The organism is Silvibacterium acidisoli (assembly GCA_022870745.1).
Taxonomy (GTDB): domain Bacteria; phylum Acidobacteriota; class Terriglobia; order Terriglobales; family Acidobacteriaceae; genus Silvibacterium.
The window spans coordinates 3,651,966-3,669,797 of record CP085323.1 but is presented as its reverse complement, the minus strand read 5'-3'; the positions used below and the strand labels follow the sequence as shown (position 1 = coordinate 3,669,797).

Here is a 17,832-nt window from a genome sequence, read left to right as displayed (position 1 = left end):
CTTTGCGACTGCTTGCCCAAAAGGCTATGGCCTGTGTCCCAAGCTTTCCTTCGAACCATCGCAGAGGCTGTGATCTCACCCAATGAGGGCGGTGCTATTGGATTGCCGCAAGCACATTGCGGCATCAATGAGGCGTGAATCGTCTGAGCTTTGGCAGCTTACAACCTGTACCCGCAGGCAGCTTGCAACGTCGAAATATCGTGGGTAAGTACAGCGGTAAGACGATGCCCCGCGGCATCTCTGCAAGCGCCTCCATAAACTTTGAAGCCAAGAAGGGACACTCGATCATGCAGGAAGAGTTTGGCACAATCGAGAAAGCATTTCGAATACTCACCACTCGACTGGGAACCTCTAAGGTGGTTTCGTCAGGCACTGATTACGAAAAAACACGGAATATATGGAATGCCGCAGTGCAGCTGTATCCGCAGATCGTCGTTCTATGTGAAAACACCAGCGACGTGCAGGCCGCTGTCCTGGCAGCTGCAAGCTGCAAATTATCTTTTTCTGTTCGAGGCGGAGGACATGATTGGGCAGGACGCTCCGTCAATGGGCAGGTGGTGGCCGATCTCACGCGAATGAGGGGTGTGGCGATCGATGGGCACGTGGCCACCATCGGCGGCGGCACCATCTCCACTGACCTTGCAGAGGCAGCAAGCGCGCAGGGTCTGACTGCTGTAACGGGGATTATAGGAAGCGTTGGTGTAGCCGGACTCGCTTTGGGCGGCGGCTACGGACACCTGACCGCCAAATTCGGTATGGCGTTGGACAATATCGTTGGCGCGGAGGTTGTTCTCGCCGATGGGCGAGTAATCCAGACCGATGAAACACAGGAACCGGATCTCTTCTGGGCAATTCGAGGTGGTGGCGGAAACTTCGGTGTTGTCACTCAGCTTCGCCTCAAGTTGCATCCAGTAGCAAATATCGCGGATGGAATCATCGCCTTTCCCTGGGAGCAGGCAGGGGAAGTCTTCAAGGCGTACAGCGCAATGATTGCTACGTTGCCTGACGGCCTGACTGTGATGCCGACATTCTTCGCTGCACCGGACGGTAAGCTGAGCATCGTCTTCCACCTTGCATGGTGCGGTGATCAGGCCCAGGATGAACGGATGATTGAACGAGTAAAAAGTCTCGGCGCGCCCACGACCGTGCAGGTGAGCAGAAAAACTCTTGCCGAAGTATTGAAGGAGGCTGAGCGGAGAACAATGACAGGGATTCACTGGATTGTCCGTACTGTCACTTTGCCGGAGTTAACGCCCGCCTCAATTCAAGTTATTCGCCGAGCCATGGAACATCGCAGCTCACCGCTGAGCTGGATCGCCTCACATCCGTTCTACGGAGCCGGTGAAAGAATCCCTCTCCGTTCGACTGCTTTCGGAATTCGGACGCGACACTTCATGGTTGGAATCTATACTGCATGGCAACCTGGCGAAGAGGCTCCTCATCGCGCATGGGCGGACGGAGTCGAGGCAGCGTTGAAGCCTTTTGCGCTTACCAGCTCATACCCTAATTATTTCGGAACAGATCGCCCTGACCAGGCAGCACAAGCTTACGGCGAGAACGCCGGCCGGCTACTGAGCCTGAAGCAACGCTACGATCCGAATCGACTATTCAATGCGATTTCACTGCCAGAATCCAGTTCGAAAATTTGAGCTGTTGTTTCACGCCACATGCCTTCGGCCTCAATGTGGGCGCAGCTCCCTGCCCAGAGCAGCACACGCGTTTCGCCAGGGTCACTACTGCATCGAGGATGGACACCCAATCATGCGGTCGCGAAAGGCCTTTGGCGTCATGCCTAGACGGCGCTGGAAGAGGCGTCGAAGCGATTCAACATTGTTGAAGCCACAGCGTGCAGCTACCTCGCTGATCGATTCGCCTTCACGGAAGAGCTCTCTCTTCGCGGCCTCGAATCTCAGGTCTTCAATGTAGTGCGCTGGAGTCATTTTCACTTGCTCACGGAATCGACGGGCAAAGTTTCGAGGGCTCATCGCCACGCGACGAGCCAGTTTCGCAACAGAGAGATTTGAAGCAAGCTGATCTGGCAGCCATGCAAGCAGGTCGGAGATAGGATGCTTGACAGAGATTTGTGCCTGGAGTGTCGAACTGATCTGACTGCAAATGGCTGTCCGCTGAAATGGGACGAGAAGATGGCGCGCTACATGAGAGCTCACTGCATTTCCCAGATCTTCCTCAACCAGGCTCAAAACCAAATCCACGCTCGCCAGAGCCCCGGCGCATGTGTATATGTTTCCGTCCTGCGTATACAGGATGTCCGAACGAACGGAGACTTCTGAAGACGCGCCTGCGATATGACTGTGCATACTCCAATGACTTACAGCCGCCCGGCCATTGAGGAGCCCCATCGCGGCTAGGTACAGGATCCCGCCAGCGGTCGCAACAATGCGACGGCTTCGCATACAGTGATCCTTGAGCCAGCTAAGACACTCTCGCTCCAGTTCGCAGAAAGCTGGCTCGTACGAACCAGTAATGAATATGGTGTCGATCGCATCGGAAGGGTCGATTGCGTCCAATGGATACAAGTCGTTCCGATCCGCGCGCCTGTCGAGTGAAACGAGTTCGATCGAATACGATCGCTCCACGTCCGGCACGCGTCCAGCCTCCTGGAAAACGTGACGAATCAGCTGTGGCTCAACGCTCTCAGAAGCACCTTGCGTTACGATGACGATCCGGCGCGGCTCTGAGGTTGTGAGTTCGTGCGGCGTCCATTGAAAATTCGAGTCGGAGGTATTGCGAGGCGTGGGGATGGTCGCAAGCATAGTGATGATCAAAGTCTCCTTCTGCTTCAACCATCCTGCGATAGAACGTGGGTCAATATCTATAGCTCGATCATCCACTCGCGATCCCCCACTAAAGTGGGGGGTCAGAGATACGCCTGCTTCGCCTTCACCTGGACACTGAGGCATGTCCCATCCCCAGGTGCACTATGGATCCGCAAAACTCCTTGCAGTGTTTCTACCCTCTCTCGCATGCCGGAAATTCCCCAGTGCGACTGCCTCTTTATGAAGTCCGGATCTTCCAGATCGAAACCGACGCCGTTGTCTTCGCACTCCAGGGTGAAGCAATCTTCGGCGAAATGAAGACGCATGATAATTTGTGTCGCCTCGGAGTGCCTGGCAGCATTGACGATCGCTTCTCTCCCTATCAGGAATAACTCGGCCGCGATGGAGTCTCGAAGACGCGTTCTCGCCGTGGAATTTGGCGATACGACCAGGCGGAATCGTTCGACGCAGGCAAGATCTTCTGCCACTACCACAAAGAGCTGGCCGAGTTCATCGCCCGACATTTCTGTCTTGCGAAGCCCTTTCACCCGATCCCGACCCTCCAGGATAAGCTTCTCGGCCGTTGTAAGTGCTCGCTCTAAAGGCGGCCTCGACGCGTGCTCTGACGGCACACCTTCGATCGCAGCGTGGAAGCTGAGAAGAAGCCCCTGCACTCCCTGGAGAAGAGTGTCATGCAGATCACGAGCTATCCTTACGCGTTCGTCAGCTCGCTCCTCTGCTCGCTGCCTAATCTCTGCAGCGGCCTTACGCAGCCGAAATTGAAGTGCGACCCACACGGCCAGTAGCGCGAGAAGAGCCAGAATTGCAAGGAACCATCCACGCTCGTAGAAATGCGGCAGCACCCAAAAGGGGGGCAGGCTGACTGGATCGGTCCAGATGCCATAAGCATTCCGTGCCTTCACGGAGAAGACATACTTTCCGGCACGCAGATGCGTGTAGACCGCCTCGGTGCGCGATCCTACATCCTGCCATGCATTGTCGTAGCCATCAAGTTTATAGGCATAGGTGAGGCCGGAAGGGTCGGAAAAATCGATGCCGATGTAACCGATGCTCAACGTATTAACACCGGGCGCCAGGGTGTTATTCGCGGGTAGCGGAGCATTATCCGCCCGCACATCTTTTATGACCAGGGGCGGCGGTTCCGGAGAATGCACAGTTCCAGGCGCGATGGAGACCACCCCATTCAGGGTGTTGAACCACACACGCCCCTGCACCCCAAACTGGACAGAGTGGGCAAACAAACGTGGTGCCGCTGGACCGGTGAAATCCCCTTCGGAGATGTTGTTTGCAAGAAGGCGATGCCGGGCATCGAGAGTCGCGGCTGCGAACTCTCGTGAAGAGACCCGCACAATGCCCCTGGCTCCATTCAGCCAGATGTCTCCATCCGGGGTCTCTGCTACTCCAGTAATTACCTTGGAAAGAGACTGGTCTTCGAATTGAAGCGTCCGGCATTTCTCTTGTTCCGCGAGAGAGATGCCACCTACCCCGTAGACGATAAGCCCCTTCGATGTTCGCGAAAAACCGAGTACGGGTCTGTAATTGCAGTTCGCGACTAGCCGCACTCGCTCGGCTCCGGGATCCAGGATGCCAACTGTTCCGTCCCGGAAGCCGAGATACACTTCTCCTGAAGGCCATGCTGCCATGCCAGAAAGTTCTGAGCTTGGATTCCCTGAATCGAGTCGATGCCAGGCCTGCGCACGATACTCCCACAGCGAGCGCCCCAAAGCTCCGCCCGCTGCCGCCGCCACGATCGTGCCCCGCGACGTCCAGGTTGCTCCGGTAAAGATATAGTGATTGCCATACCCTTTCAGTCCTGGCAAGGTGGGCAGTAGTTTTTCACCACCATTACTGACACTGATCAGACCCGCGTCGCTACTGACAAGAGTTCCGAATTCCGAACAATGCAACGCATCTCCCAGATGCTCTTTGACCTTCATCGAACCGTCTTGATCGCGCCGATAAACCGTCCTGTCAGAGGCCAGAATCCATTGCGAGCCATCTTTCTCTGAACATTGCTCCCAAAGGCCAGCCGGGACATTTTGAAGCAGCGGGACGAGAGTCGCCTGCTTGAAATGTTCGACACCTCCAAGCCCACCGACCCAGATGGATCCGTCATGCGCTGGGAAAAAAGCATACGCACCATCTTCACGCGTCGCGCTGCGAAGAACGAGCTGATCTTTCCAGTGGCCCACATCAACCGGGGTAGAGCTGCCCAGAATCTCGCCTGGCAGATGGATTAAGGCGCTTTGCGTGGTGAGGAGCCAAAGCGAGCCGTCAGGAGCCTGGTAAGCAGCCGATAGCGGCAGGCTCATGTCTGGTGCCGGCAGCGGTTCTCCGGTATCGCTGATGTGTTGAAGATGCTTTGCAGGTACAGGCGATGTTGCCGGCCCCGAAGTGGCGATCCACAGGTCGGAATGATTGCCCGACATGATTTTGCCTTCGCCATAGACGTAAATCGACGTTGGAAGGAACGACTTCTGATGGGGTGGGAGCCGGTAAAGATGATCTTCGACGACAAGCCACAGTGTTCCCCGGGGATCGGCGAACAGGTGGGTCATGTGACCGTGTCCGTTCTGCGGATCTGGAACTGTATGCCAAACGTGGTCTTGCCCTAGCTGGACCAGCCCTCTCTCGTTGATAACGGCCCAGAGCCTGCCATCAGGCGTTTGTTGCACATTACTTATCGTCTCAAGCAAGCCGGAATCGATACGGTCGAGCAGTTCAGTTTGCCCGTTTCCCTTATGAAGAAGTATTGGAGCACCGTGCGCCAGCATGATCAGCAAATCCCCCTGCTGGTCAAAGAAAAGGTTGCGCACCGTTGACGTGCTTTTGACACCCGGGGTAGGTACTGCTTCAAAGCTGGCGCCGTCGAAGCGATACACTCCGCTCATCGTTCCGAGATACAACAGGCCATCCGGGCTCATGGTCACCGCATGAATTCCAAGAGGAGCGCCGTCGTGACCGGCCCATGAGTTGTGCTGCATCTGGCCCAGCGTCTCTGACTGCGCGAGAAGAATCTGCGGCACGAATACAACGACCAGCAGAAGATGCTGGAGCACGCCCAGAAGGGTCTTCACAGTTCCAGGAACCCGCGCTGCAGGGCAATCGTCACCGCATGCGTACGGTCGTTTGCCTTCAGCTTGTTGAGAATACTGGTGACATGGGCTTTCACCGTGTCTTCACGAATGCCAAGCCGATCCGCCACGAGCTTGTTAGAGAGGCCGCTCGCGATCAGTGCGAGCACTTCCAGCTCGCGTTGTGTGAGGTGCTCCGCAGCCTCATGCCTGGCGAGATCGGTCGCGACCTCAGATTGTACTTTGATGCCGCCGGCATGGACCGCTCGGATGGAATCGCGCAGGTCCCGGCGCAGCGACGCTTTGAGAAGATACCCCTTTGCGCCTGCCCTCAGGGCCCGCCTGGCTTGAACGTCACCAACATAGGTGGTCAGAACAATGATTCGCGCATCTGGAACGCTCTCGCGAATCACCTCGATCACTTGAATGCCATCCATATCCGGCAATTTGAGATCGAGCAAAATGATTTCGGGACGCAAGGTGTGGAAAGACGCGATCGCATCCTTTCCATTCTCACACTCTCCAACGACCTGCATGTCGGGCTGCGATTCAATCATGGCGCGCAGCCCTTCCCGAACCACCGGATGGTCATCGACGAGCATCACTCGGATTATTGGTTTCTGCTCCATTCCGCTTCGTGCTCCCACCTCGCTATGGTAACGGGAGAAAATTTGCTGTCTACCTAAGCGGTATCTTCAACTGCCGGGACAGCAAGACGTCCAATGCCGGATCGGAAGAGATCATCCGGGTCGACTCGCTTCTTAACAAAGGATAGACGCTCTGCCGAATTTCCAAAGAAGTCACTGACACGCCCCGCTTCCGATAGAACTGCAAGACTCGAGTAGGTACCGGGAAGCACGTACGGAGCCAGTTCCCGAACCGTCTGCGCTCTCCATCCTTCGTGTACAGCACTCGATTTAGCATCATCCGGTGACCATGCAGAGATGACCTCGACGAGCGTGTGATTCTCCCGCAGGCGGAATGCCGTCGCAGCCGCCTCTATCTGAGATGCCCTGCCATGGAAGTCGTGCAACAGAATGACAGAATAGGGAGAAGTAAAGCGTTCCGCGGCGGCGATTAACACGTCGAGGATCTCCGCGTTTATCGCACGGGCAAATCTCGTGCGCAGGTCGTAATGGAATCCGCGAGGGTGCGACTTCTCCTCCTGTTCGTCATTGAACGTGGTCTTATAGGGAGCCCACGCAAGTCCGAGGGCCGTCGCGCCAAAACGTGTCTGGAGCTCCTCGACGATGCGGTCCCCCCTCGAAGAATTACCGGTCCAAAGCGGCTCCATAAAGAGCATCGGACCATGGCCCGGTATTGTGGCCAGGCCAGAAAACAGAGAAAGCTCGAACGGGTGGAGTGCCAGCAATTTCTGGGCATAGAGAAGAACATCTTTGGCACGATGAAGCGGGAACACAAGCGTTCCGGCTAACACCCTTTCCAGGCGATGCATTCGCAGTGTGAGTGAAGCTACCACCCCAAAGCCACTTCCACCACCCCGTATCGCCCACAGGAGATCCCTATCTCCTTCTTCACTTGCCGTAGCGATCTCTCCGTTCGCCAGCACAATACGAGCAGACTCGATGCAATCGGCACCCAGCCCAAACCGGCTGTTGAGTGGCCCGTAGCCTCCAGCCACTGCAAAGCCAGCAACACCAACGGAGCGTGCGGTTCCGGTAACAGTTACCAGATCGTCCGGCATCGCATCGAGCAGATGCGATGCCAGCGCCCCACCCTCCACCGTCACAAGTCCCTGAGAGGCATCAACAGAGACCCTGTTCATCGGCCGGAGATCCAGCAAAAGACTGCGGCCATCCAGGCCACGCCCTGCAAAATCGTGACCGCCAGCCAGTACGGATAGCGGGACACCATGTTGGGCAGCCACTTTAATCGCTTCCATTACTACAGTCTCGTTGCGGCACGCTACGACACCGAGAGCCCGCGGTACAACCTGCCCGTTGAAGACCGCATTTCGGAGAAGCTCTTCCGCGGCATCTCCCCATGGAAGGAAGTCAGGAACAAAACGCTTCATCTCAGTTACAAATCCAGAAGAGAGTGGAACGCCGGTGTCCTGCGGTATTTTCGACATAGATTGCGTTGTATCAGGCATTGGATTTCAACTCCGGCTCTTCTAATGCTTTTCACTTTCCCAGAACTCATCAAGCAGCTCAGCAAGAGCCACTGGTTTATTCAGTGGTACCCAGTGGCCGCAATCGAGCTCGGCGACCCGGGAAAACCTTAAGTGCTGCGCCATGGAGTAGGCATATAGAATCGGGCACTCGTTATCCTGCCTTCCCCAATAGATCAACGCAGGACAAGAGACATTCGAAAGGCCCGGCTCCCATTCCTCCCCAACATGAAGCGCAGACCGGTAAAGCTTGAGGATTGAGTCCTTCATCCGATCGTCAACACGTTGCGCAGTCTCCAACGCATCCGCTGCCTCGACTCCCAGCCCTTGCAACAGCCCAGCAAGCTTTTCCGCATCCAGGTCGCGCATGAACGCCTCTCCCTCTCCCGGTGTCTGCCAGATCTTCGCGAGTTGATGCCACTCATACTCGCTGCTGATCGGCCCATTGCCAGCGGCGACGCTTCGGACCAGGTCCGGCCGTAGTGAAGCCACGCGCAGAACCAGAATCGAACCCCAGTCGTGTCCGACAAGATCGACCGGACTTCCAATCGCTTCGAGTTCTCCGATGATCCACTGCACGTAGTCTTCCTTCTCCGACCGGAATCCCCTGGGAATATCAGCACCAAAACCGGGCAGAGCAAGAGCGATCGTGTTATCGTCCTTCAGACTTTCGCGCGTGCAATCCCAGATGCGGTAGGTGTCGGCCACGCCGTGCACAAAGACAACTTTCGTCTCTTCCTTTTGCAAGAACATTGCTCCTGATCTCTGTGAATGACTCTCAACTTATTAGATGAATCTCGGGCCGAATGACATAGCTCGACTTCAGCCAGAACAGCCATCCCAACGGACAATAACGCTGGCTCCTGTTGAGGCGGTAGCCTCGCTGGACGCGATGATCTCGATCGGTTCTCCAGATACAGAAAAGATTGTGCCGTTCTTCATGAAGCTCCTCACCGCTACGCCTCTATGGCGTTCTATGGTTTGCAAAGTGACTTACTGCTACTTCCGCCCGGTGAATAGCCAGGTCTCAAATGGCTTTATCCGGAATCGTGCCCGTGGCATACCAGGTGTTGATTGTTTGTCCGGGCCCGCGCTGCGGTGTAGGACTGCCATTTGTGGAACACGGAATCAGAGATCCGTTGTCGTAGTACATCGAGACCTGTGTGTTGGGAAAGTTGTACTGGGTACCGCCGAATGCAGTCGGACCACCCCAATCCCAAAAGCTCATTTCGAGGCCGATACCTTTTTGCTGGAGGTAGTTGAGGAAGTAAATCAGGAAGCCGGGGTTCGTGGGTCCGCAATAATATCCCTGCCCCCATTCTGTAATGATCACTGGATGGTTTGCTGCGAAGTTACCAAAGCTGACGTCGAGGAAGCTTTGCTCATTGGCGGGTTTTTCGCTGTCTGCACTGAAGGTGTAGGGGTGAGAGGCATAGGCCACCGAATTCAACTTATCCGTCAGATCGGGTGCTCCTGAGAGCGTTCCTGCATGAGCCAGGCCATCGGCAACAACCACATTCGTTGCGCCTTCGGAGCGGACGCTGTCGATCGTTGCGTTCATCGCCGCTGCCCAGTTCTGCCAGTCGGTAGCCGTGGGTACCTGGGTGGGTCCTGTTCCGGCTTCATTGAATAACTCGAGCACAATCCCTTTATCGTCTTTGAACGCGGGCATGAGCTGAGCCCACACACGTTGCGTCGCATCGTTCGGCAGCGGCGTCGGGTTCTGATCCTGAACGATCGATTCGTCTTGAATACTCACGATGACCGTGAGGCCGGCATTACGCGCCGATTGAACCGCAGCGATGAACTGATTCACAAAATCCTTGGAGTAGAACTGTGTATTCTGCGGATCCCCGACGGTTTGTCCAAGCATGACTCGAACAGAATCGGCGCCTGCCTTCACCATGTTTGAATACTCCAGCGGCGTATAGTTCGCCTGTGCCTGGGCTTCGAAGTTAGGCACATTCTGCTCGTTCGGAGACGCCTGGAATGCGACCTGGAAGAAGCCGTGGGGAACCCATGGTTGACCATCCCGCATGAGGCGGTTGTTCACCAGCGTGATTTGGCCAGGAAGAACCTTCGGCGCCGAACCCGAGCTACAGCTGCTCATGGTTGCGGACAAACCAAGGCTAAGGACACCTATAAATGTGCAGAAAAATCCGTGACGCGCTTGCATAGGAAGGTCACCTCTGAAGAATGAGTTCAGCTTCGGCGCCGCAATCCAATACCGCTGCGCGCCTGCTTACTCTCACTGCCATCTGATGCCTTGCTGCATTCTCCAAGAGCTTCCTCTTCCGGACAACGTCACCGCAATACGTGCCAATAAAACATCGCAAAGATCGAGATATTCTTATCGAGTGAAAAGTCCACGCTTCCGCTGGCTCCTGGCTTTCAGCCTCACTCTCCTTACGGCGCCAGGCGCTTCGTTTTCCCAGCAATCCACTGAGACCTCAGACATCGCACTCGCTCGACGAATTGAGCGCTCTCCCGTCCTGTCGCTCAGGGAGCAGCGGCTGGTCCTGCACGCTTCGCTCCCCGGCTGGGAGGTCGGATCTATATCTGGAGTAGCCGCCGCGAAGAGTGGAGACCTGTATGTGATTCAGCGGGGTACGAAAGCTGACCCCATTCTGGTCTTTGACAAGCGAGGCAATCTTCTGCGCTCGTGGGGCGCTGGAGACTTCACGCTCCCGCATAGCCTGAGGCTCGATGCAAAGGGCAATGTCTGGGCTGTGGATGCGGGATCATCCAGGGTGATCGAGTATTCGCCAGTGGGAGAGAAGCTTCTTACAATCTCTGTCGAACCCGTCCCTGACACCGGAAGCCCGTTTCGAGGCATCACGGATGTAGCGTTTGCCCCGGCCGGCAACGTATACATCACTGACGGCTACGGCAATGCCCGTGTCCTTGAGTATTCGGCCAACGGCAAAAAACTACGGGAATGGGGACACGCCGGCACAGCAAGCGCCGAGTTTCATCTTCCGCACGCGATCCAGATCGCCTCAAATGGTGTCGTTTACGTTGCCGATCGAGAGAATGGGCGCATTGAAAAGTTCGACTTGAATGGAAAATTCCTCGGAACAATCGATCAACTTGGGAGATGTTACTCGCTGGTACTCGCGCACGGAGCGCTGTGGGCAAGCATGAGCCCCATGGGCCAGGACCCAGGGTCGCCGGGCTGGCTTGTAAAGCTAGATCCCAAGAGCGGGAAGATCATAGGGCATGTGAATGTGCCCGATCAGCGTCAGGGCCACGCGATCGACCTGCTCTCACCAACAGACATTGTAGTCACCGCGAGCCAGGGCCTCCTTCTCTTCTCGCAGCGCTGATACTGTACGGCTTGAGCAGAAAGCTAGACCTGTTGTCGCTGCTCCTTCTCTGCTTTCGTTCGTCGCGAAAGGCAGTTTTCGTGGCCTTTCTGTCGCATGAAGCTGTTTTCGATTCTTCCTTTTCCCCATCGAACCAACATGCCTAACTATCGACTGACTCAGTCTCGCCTCCATACTGCCATCATGCTTTCGGCTCTTGCACTTGCGGGAGGCAGCCTAGTCCCGTCATCAGCGCAGACGTCATCCGCGCAGGATCACGCCCGAGCGGCTGTTGTAGACACAGTGTCAGACACCCTCAAAGCCGCTGAAGGCGGAGATGCGCGCGCATTCCAGTCTCACCTGGAGCCTGGGTTTTACATCTTTGACGGAGGAAAGCGCTTTGACGCCGCCAGCCTTCTAGGTCAGCTCGAACAAGCGCGGCGCTCGGGAACGACCTTCCATTGGAGTGTCACAGATCCCGATGTCCATATCACAGGGAAAGCGGCCTGGATCGCCTACATCAACGATGGAAGCATGACCTCACCATCAGCTGGCACCAGGAATCGCAGATGGCTGGAATCGGTTTTTCTGGAAGAGCGCTCGGGTGCCTGGAAGATTGCGTTCTGGCACAGCACTCCAGTGCCTGATCCAGAAACGAAGAAATAGCGCCGGAGCAGCCATTTCGCCGGAACCTGTATGGCACGAGATGCAACAGGACATAGCAAGCCTATCTGCCGAAACGAGATTCATCACCGCACTCCACACCAGTCATTACATTCAGAAGTGGCAGCCGCAACTTCTGATCGACGCAGAGCACTCGATCATGAGCCAGGTGCCCCATTCGCAACACAGCTTCATTGCGGCATGAGTGGCGAGACACAACTTCCTGATAGATCCTCGTCTACTGCGGCCCTCTAAGTTTTACTTTTTAAACCCCATCACTCACGAGTCGTCTCTTCTAACGCTCTTTCCGTGGAGCCTTGTACGGGCGCCAATCAGTCGGAGCAAGTGGAAGAGCACTTCCATGAGCATTCCCGACAGCCATCTCATCATCTCTTCTCCGCTGTCCCATTTTCGTTTTTTGAAGACGGGAGTGCGGTATGGATCAATTAGCTAACTGTAAGGATTTGTAAGAGAGGGATGCGCCTAAAACCTCCGAGGTCATCGGCCGAGATGCCAAAACCCGCGGACGGCACTCGCACAGCATTGTCCCGGGTATGCAAAGCGATTCTCTTGTAGAGCTAGCAGGCGAAACGAAGGGGTTATGCAGAATCGAATGAGAAAGCGGCTCCTATTATTTTACTGTCGACTGGAGGACTGGATTTTGAGCCTACACATGAATGTGAGGCGAGAAACGGTCGACTACAGGAAGGCTCACAGATACCTCCAGACCGCCGCTCGGTAGATTCAACGCCCTGATTTGCCCCTGATGCATGCGGATGGCTTCTGATGCGATCGCGAGCCCTAAACCATTGTGGCTCTCACCAGATGGATCGTTGCTCGCTAACTGCACGAAGGGATGAAAGATAGTTTCGAGTGATTCGTTTGGAATTCCCGGGCCATGATCGCGGATCGAAACCATCGCAAATAATTTTTCTGCTCGTTCTTCAACCTTTAGTGCAACCTCTACCCTAGTGCCGGGAGCCGTGAATCGAACAGCATTCCTAGTAATGTTTTCGAAGGCACTTCTGAGGGCATAAGCGTCCGCGTTGCTAATGTATATCTCATCCATGGCTGACAAAGTCACGGCCTTGTCGAACGCCTGTGCTTCAAAGTTGCAATCGGCCGTCACCTCTTCCAGAACCTCGCGGATGTGCACATTCTCTCTCTCCGCAGATGACAGACCTGCTTCAAGCCGTGAGAGTGTCAGAAGTTGAGTCATCAACAAGTCGACACGTTCCACATCGCTTTCCAGGCGATCTAATACATCCTCTGATCTTCCTGCGTATTCCCTTCTCAGAATTGCCAGAGAAAGGTTGATGCGGGCTAACGGAGAACGCACCTCATGCGAAACCGAACTAAGAAGTTCCTTCTGGGACCGGATCAACGCTTCGAGGCGATCTACCATGGAATCGAAGTCGACGGCGAGTGAAGCCAACTCATCGTGCCGCCTTGAAACCGCCGGGTCAACTCGCGCTTTCAGATTGCCCGTCGCAACACTCCTGGCCGCGGACTGAATGTTATGAACAGGTGAGGCGATGTGGTAGGCAAGCAACAACGAGAATAGACTCACAAAAAGAACCATCCCTGCGGCATACGGGAAACCTTGCCCCACCAGGAATGAACCCAATTCTCCCAGATCCGATCGAATGTAGAGAAGAAGGATATATGGGCGGCCTGTAGGGGACACTACCTTGAAAGCTGCGATGTGATCGCGATAAACAATCAGGCGGTTCAGCTTGGCGGCCCTGGCGGTGTAAAGTCCCTCATCCTCAATCGGGCGTCCCAGGACATCTTTATAGTTGCCATCCAGCAGATAGAGCTTGCGGTCTCGGTCATCAATATTGCTACGCGTAAATCGGGCAAACTCCTTCGGTCCAGCGGACTCGTAGGAGTGAACGACCTCCGCCGCTAGAACTGGGGCGACCGTAGCGTACATATTCGGGGTACTCACCTCTTTCAGACCTGAGAACATATAACTGAGCCAGAACAGCAGAAACATTCCGAGAACCGTCGCCCAAAACCACACGAAAATCTTGAAAAAGAAGCGGTGCACAGGCACCTTCGCTTTAAGTCTATTCAGCCTGGCGTTGAGATTGGACTTCACAGCTTTTCCCCTGAACACGAGCTTCTCACACTCGGTATATACACCAAGCCGGAATGCGCTGCTGCGACCGGCAAACAATCCATACAAATCTACACAGAAGCGACACAAATCCTGACAGATGTTGGGTTGACATGCATGCGAGATCAATCGTCGAAGAAATACAAAACTTTACGAATGCCTCACGGTTCCTGACAGCATGCAAGTCGCATTTTTCATAGTGTGAAGAACATGAGACTACAGACCTTCGCCTGAGTGTGAGCCAGGATCGGAGGGGCTTCTGAGACCCATTCACGAACCCTTGTGAGGACTGTAGGGCGCTTCACCTCGTTTCCTCCGGTGTGCGTCAGACCTCGCGCGGAGGGCATTTCCCTATCCGCAAGACTTAGCGCAAGACCGCCAATTCACTTAGCGATGCCCCATTCTTTGAAGACCTTGTGGAGATAGATGACCGTGCAGAAATCAGACTTCCCTTCCATCACAGTGCCCCCTTTCAAGTGTCGCGACTCAATACCACGCTTCGTATCCAGACAGGTGCTTAGTAAGCGGACACGAGGAATCTCTCGATCCCATGCCGCGATGATATGTGCACTCGTGCTAGTGTCATGTTCTCCTGTTGCGGCCACGGCTCAGCAACAGATGGCCTTGGCATCAGTCGCCAATGACCCCCTTCCGGATGCTCCTCAACCGCAGAACGACCCACAAAGCGCATCCACTACTGGACAAGCGAGCATTTCGGGGACGGTTCAAGATACGACAAAGGCGATTGTGGCTGGCGCTCAAGTCAGCCTGACGCGGAAAGATGGAAAGACATTAGAAACGGTAACGTCGGGAGCAAACGGCGAGTTTGCGTTTACAAACCTCGTCGCGGGGTCGTACCTGGTTGTCGTCACCGCCAAGGGATTTGCCCCCTACACATCCGGGGACATTTCTGTCTCGGAACAGCAGTTCTATATGATTCCAGACATAAGCTTATCCGTCGGCTCGGCGATCACAGAGGTGACTGTTCGCCCTACCGAGGTGATCGCGGCAGAGCAAATCAAACAGGAGGAAAAGCAGCGACTCCTTGGCATTGTGCCTAACTTTTATGTGAGCTACGAAAAAAACGCTGCTCCGATGACGTCAAGACAGAAGCTATCACTGGCCGCACACGATACGCTCGACTGGACTTCATTTGTCGGAATTACCGCAACAGCCGGCATCGAACAGGCGAACAACTCTTATGCTGGTTATGGACAAGGCGCAGCCGGCTATGCCAAGCGATGGGCCGCAAAATTCGGAGACGGGCGTTCGAGCGATTTTCTCGACCACTACGTCTTTGCTTCTTTGTTCCATCAGGATCCGCGCTACTTTTACCAGGGAACGGGAACAAACAAATCACGCCTGATTCATGCCGTGAGCAGTGCCTTCGTCGCGCGCAGCGATAGCGGCAAGACGATGCCGAACTACTCTTATCTGCTGGGAACAATGGTCTCGGGCGCTCTCTCAAACGCCTACTACCCGCATGCCGATCGTGGTGCCAATCTAGTCTTCACAAGTGCGGCTGTTGGCATCGCGGGAAGGGCAGGCGCTGCAGTTCTGCAAGAATTTCTGGGCAGGAAGGTCACGAAGAATGCTCCGAAATCCGTACCGCCAGGTCCTGCACCACCTTATATACCGTAAACACCCCAACACTTCTGACCTCAGTCATGCGCATCTGAAAGCGCGGGCCCACGAAGCGAACGATGTTTGATCGTGGGCCGGCGCCCTTGCCTACTCAGGGTCTTGACATAGAAGACGCAGACGCCGGCCACGCGTACAGGTAACCTATCCCGCGGATGCTACAAATTCGCTCGCTTCCATCGCCCTGTAAGCCCAGCTTGCGGCGAAGATTGCTGACGTGAAGGTCGATGCTGCGATCGAAGGGCGAGAACTTTCTGTCGAGCACCTCCTGGACAAGAGCTTCGCGAGTGAGAACCTGGCCGCGGGCATTTAAGAATGCGTGAAGCAGATCGAATTCCGCAGATGTCAACTTCAATGACTGCCCAGACTTCAATACTGTTCGCGCTGCCAGATCCAACTCAATATCCGCTGAGCGAATCACCGGGGGGCGTGCTACGCCGGTGGCCTCCGCCTGCCAGCCGGAGCGGCGAAGTAAAGCCGAGATCCTGGCCACCAACTCTCTCGGGCTGAATGGCTTTGGCAGATAGTCGTCAGCTCCAAGCTCAAGGCCGAGAACCCGGTCGAACTCGTCACCCTTTGCGGTAAGCATGAGAACAGGCGTACGAATACGGTTTCGAATCTCCCGCAATACGTCGAACCCTTTCTTGTCTGGCAACATCACATCGAGCACAATAAGCTGGAAGCCCCCCCCAACCGCGCTTTCCAGACCTTCTGCGCCTGTGTGCACCGCCGACAGTAAAAATCCCTCCGGCTCCAGATAACGAGCCACGAGATCGCACAGGTCTTTATCATCGTCCACGATGAGCAGACAAGGGTTCGTACGGTCAATCGTTCTATCTGAGCTTTGCAAAATCATTTCTCCGCGTCTCGAGACGCTTCTCTTATGTTAGCTCCGGCGCCCAGCTAAAGTCATCGTGCACCGACGTGCTCGCCATCGGCGGGAACGACGGCAACTTCGTGAGCATCAGGGCTCGTGCTTCTAGCGGTCCGTCGGTTATAACAACGGGACTTAACGAGAAGATAGAGATAGGTGTTGGACTCTTGCGTACCGCAATGCTCCTCAGATCCACGTACGCTTTCGGTATTCTTCATAGGCTCGACCAAAGCGTGCGGCAAGGACCTCACGCTCCTTTCGACTTCGCACGATCTGCACCGGGATCAATACTGCCAGCAATGCGATTGCCGCGACTGGACAATTCAAGTACAAAAGCACGCCTGCCAGGGCGATCGAGCTGAACAGATAAATCGGGTTTTGAATACGAGCGTAAAGCCCGTTGGTTACGAGGGTATGGGCTTCGGCCCTCCCCGCAAATGACGAGCCAAGCTGCCAACGCGCGACAATGCCCAGTCCTTGAAAAACTACTGCCAGACCCAAGCCCCATATTCTCAGGACGGTCCATGGATGCGACCACCAGGCTGCGATGATGAATACCGTCACGAGAAGTACCACGGAGATCGTCACGATGCTGCAGCGCCATCTCTTTCGAGTTGCTGCGTGTCTATCCGCTGAATCTTCAGAATCTGTCAGGCGATTATCGAATCTTTTCACAGCATCATCGTCACTCCCGATGCCGACGGCAGCTTTCACTGAAGGCGCACTCACCTGACATTGTCGGGAGGTTGGCTGGAGATGAAGACTCTCGACGCTCGCTCCAATCTCCGTCCGTCGAAGCACATCGGAAGCCTGCACAACATCTTGCACGGTTTCCCCTTCCCATACAGCAATCTCTTCTCTGGAAGCATGCGCTTGGGTGGAATCATCTTTGCGCAGCAAACCTCGCTTTTCGCGCTCAGACTCCGTCTCGGAATCGATGAGCTCGTCGGAACTGATTTCCAGCAAAGCTTCGTCGCTAAAGTTCGCATACAAAGGATTGAGTCTTCTACGTTCCGCCTCTGCCCTTGGATGATTATTCATAGAAGGTTTCCAGCTCGTGCTGTGCGTAAACTTCTGGGAAGGCCCGTCTTGCTACCCCTCCCCGAATGGGCTTTAGGGGCACGTGTTCAGCATCTGCTTTGATGAATTAAACAATATCGCTCCATGGCAATCGGTCAGTTTTTGTATAGACGCTGTGAACTTTTGTATTGGCTTCACGGCCGC

The 17,832-nt window shown here is 55.1% G+C and carries 13 protein-coding genes; 4 read left to right on the top strand and 9 right to left on the bottom strand.

The annotated features are described in order from the left end of the window. Positions 1-182: 182 nt before the first annotated feature. Positions 183-1,649 (top strand): FAD-binding oxidoreductase, encoded by a 1,467-nt coding sequence (locus LJD29_RS15405; RefSeq protein ID WP_446742436.1) that lies wholly within the window; start codon positions 183-185, stop codon positions 1,647-1,649. An 84-nt stretch (positions 1,650-1,733) separates the two neighbouring features. Here the strand turns inward: LJD29_RS15405 and LJD29_RS15400 are convergent, their stop codons facing one another. The 6 genes from LJD29_RS15400 to LJD29_RS15375 form a co-directional block, all read right to left on the bottom strand. Further along, positions 1,734-2,774, bottom strand: coding sequence for a GlxA family transcriptional regulator (locus tag LJD29_RS15400; protein ID WP_446742435.1), 1,041 nt, complete (start codon positions 2,772-2,774; stop codon positions 1,734-1,736). Between the two features lie 104 nt (positions 2,775-2,878). Continuing rightward, positions 2,879-5,875: a sensor histidine kinase gene (locus LJD29_RS15395; protein ID WP_446742434.1), complete on the bottom strand. Its 2,997-nt coding sequence runs from the start codon at positions 5,873-5,875 to the stop codon at positions 2,879-2,881. Further along, positions 5,872-6,501 carry a response regulator gene (locus LJD29_RS15390; RefSeq protein ID WP_446742433.1) on the bottom strand — a complete coding sequence of 210 codons (630 nt, stop codon included), beginning with the start codon at positions 6,499-6,501 and terminating at the stop codon, positions 5,872-5,874. The genes LJD29_RS15395 and LJD29_RS15390 overlap by 4 nt, the downstream gene beginning before the upstream one ends. A 53-nt stretch (positions 6,502-6,554) precedes the next feature. Beyond that, the gene (locus LJD29_RS15385) at positions 6,555-7,907 is read right to left on the bottom strand and encodes an FAD-binding oxidoreductase (protein WP_446742432.1); all 1,353 of its coding nucleotides are present in this window, start codon (positions 7,905-7,907) and stop codon (positions 6,555-6,557) included. 99 nt (positions 7,908-8,006) lie between these two features. Further along, positions 8,007-8,756: an alpha/beta fold hydrolase gene (locus LJD29_RS15380; RefSeq protein WP_446742431.1), complete on the bottom strand. Its 750-nt coding sequence runs from the start codon at positions 8,754-8,756 to the stop codon at positions 8,007-8,009. Between the two features lie 274 nt (positions 8,757-9,030). Then, complete coding sequence (locus tag LJD29_RS15375) at positions 9,031-10,113, bottom strand: glycoside hydrolase family 5 protein (RefSeq protein WP_446742430.1); 1,083 nt, start codon at positions 10,111-10,113, stop codon at positions 9,031-9,033. A 247-nt stretch (positions 10,114-10,360) separates the two neighbouring features. Here LJD29_RS15375 and LJD29_RS15370 point away from each other — a divergent pair, with 247 nt between their 5' ends. Both LJD29_RS15370 and LJD29_RS15365 read left to right on the top strand, forming a co-directional pair. Then, positions 10,361-11,329, top strand: coding sequence for an NHL repeat-containing protein (locus tag LJD29_RS15370; protein ID WP_446742429.1), 969 nt, complete (start codon positions 10,361-10,363; stop codon positions 11,327-11,329). A 138-nt stretch (positions 11,330-11,467) separates the two neighbouring features. After that, entirely contained in the window at positions 11,468-11,974 is a 507-nt protein-coding gene (locus LJD29_RS15365) for a nuclear transport factor 2 family protein (protein WP_446742428.1), read from the top strand. 664 nt (positions 11,975-12,638) lie between these two features. Here LJD29_RS15365 and LJD29_RS15360 read toward each other — a convergent pair. Beyond that, positions 12,639-14,075 carry a HAMP domain-containing sensor histidine kinase gene (locus tag LJD29_RS15360; RefSeq protein WP_446742427.1) on the bottom strand — a complete coding sequence of 479 codons (1,437 nt, stop codon included), beginning with the start codon at positions 14,073-14,075 and terminating at the stop codon, positions 12,639-12,641. A gap of 636 nt (positions 14,076-14,711) precedes the next feature. Between LJD29_RS15360 and LJD29_RS15355 the strand changes: the two genes are divergently transcribed. Beyond that, positions 14,712-15,734, top strand: a complete 1,023-nt coding sequence (locus LJD29_RS15355) for a carboxypeptidase-like regulatory domain-containing protein (protein ID WP_446742426.1) — start codon at positions 14,712-14,714, stop codon at positions 15,732-15,734. Between the two features lie 94 nt (positions 15,735-15,828). Here the strand turns inward: LJD29_RS15355 and LJD29_RS15350 are convergent, their stop codons facing one another. Together LJD29_RS15350 and LJD29_RS15345 are read right to left on the bottom strand one after the other, a co-directional pair. Next, on the bottom strand, positions 15,829-16,590 hold the full coding sequence (locus LJD29_RS15350; protein WP_446742425.1) for a response regulator transcription factor: 762 nt from the start codon (positions 16,588-16,590) through the stop codon (positions 15,829-15,831). A gap of 204 nt (positions 16,591-16,794) precedes the next feature. After that, the gene (locus LJD29_RS15345; protein ID WP_446742424.1) at positions 16,795-17,649 is read right to left on the bottom strand and encodes a methyltransferase family protein; all 855 of its coding nucleotides are present in this window, start codon (positions 17,647-17,649) and stop codon (positions 16,795-16,797) included. Between the last annotated feature and the right edge of the window lie 183 nt (positions 17,650-17,832).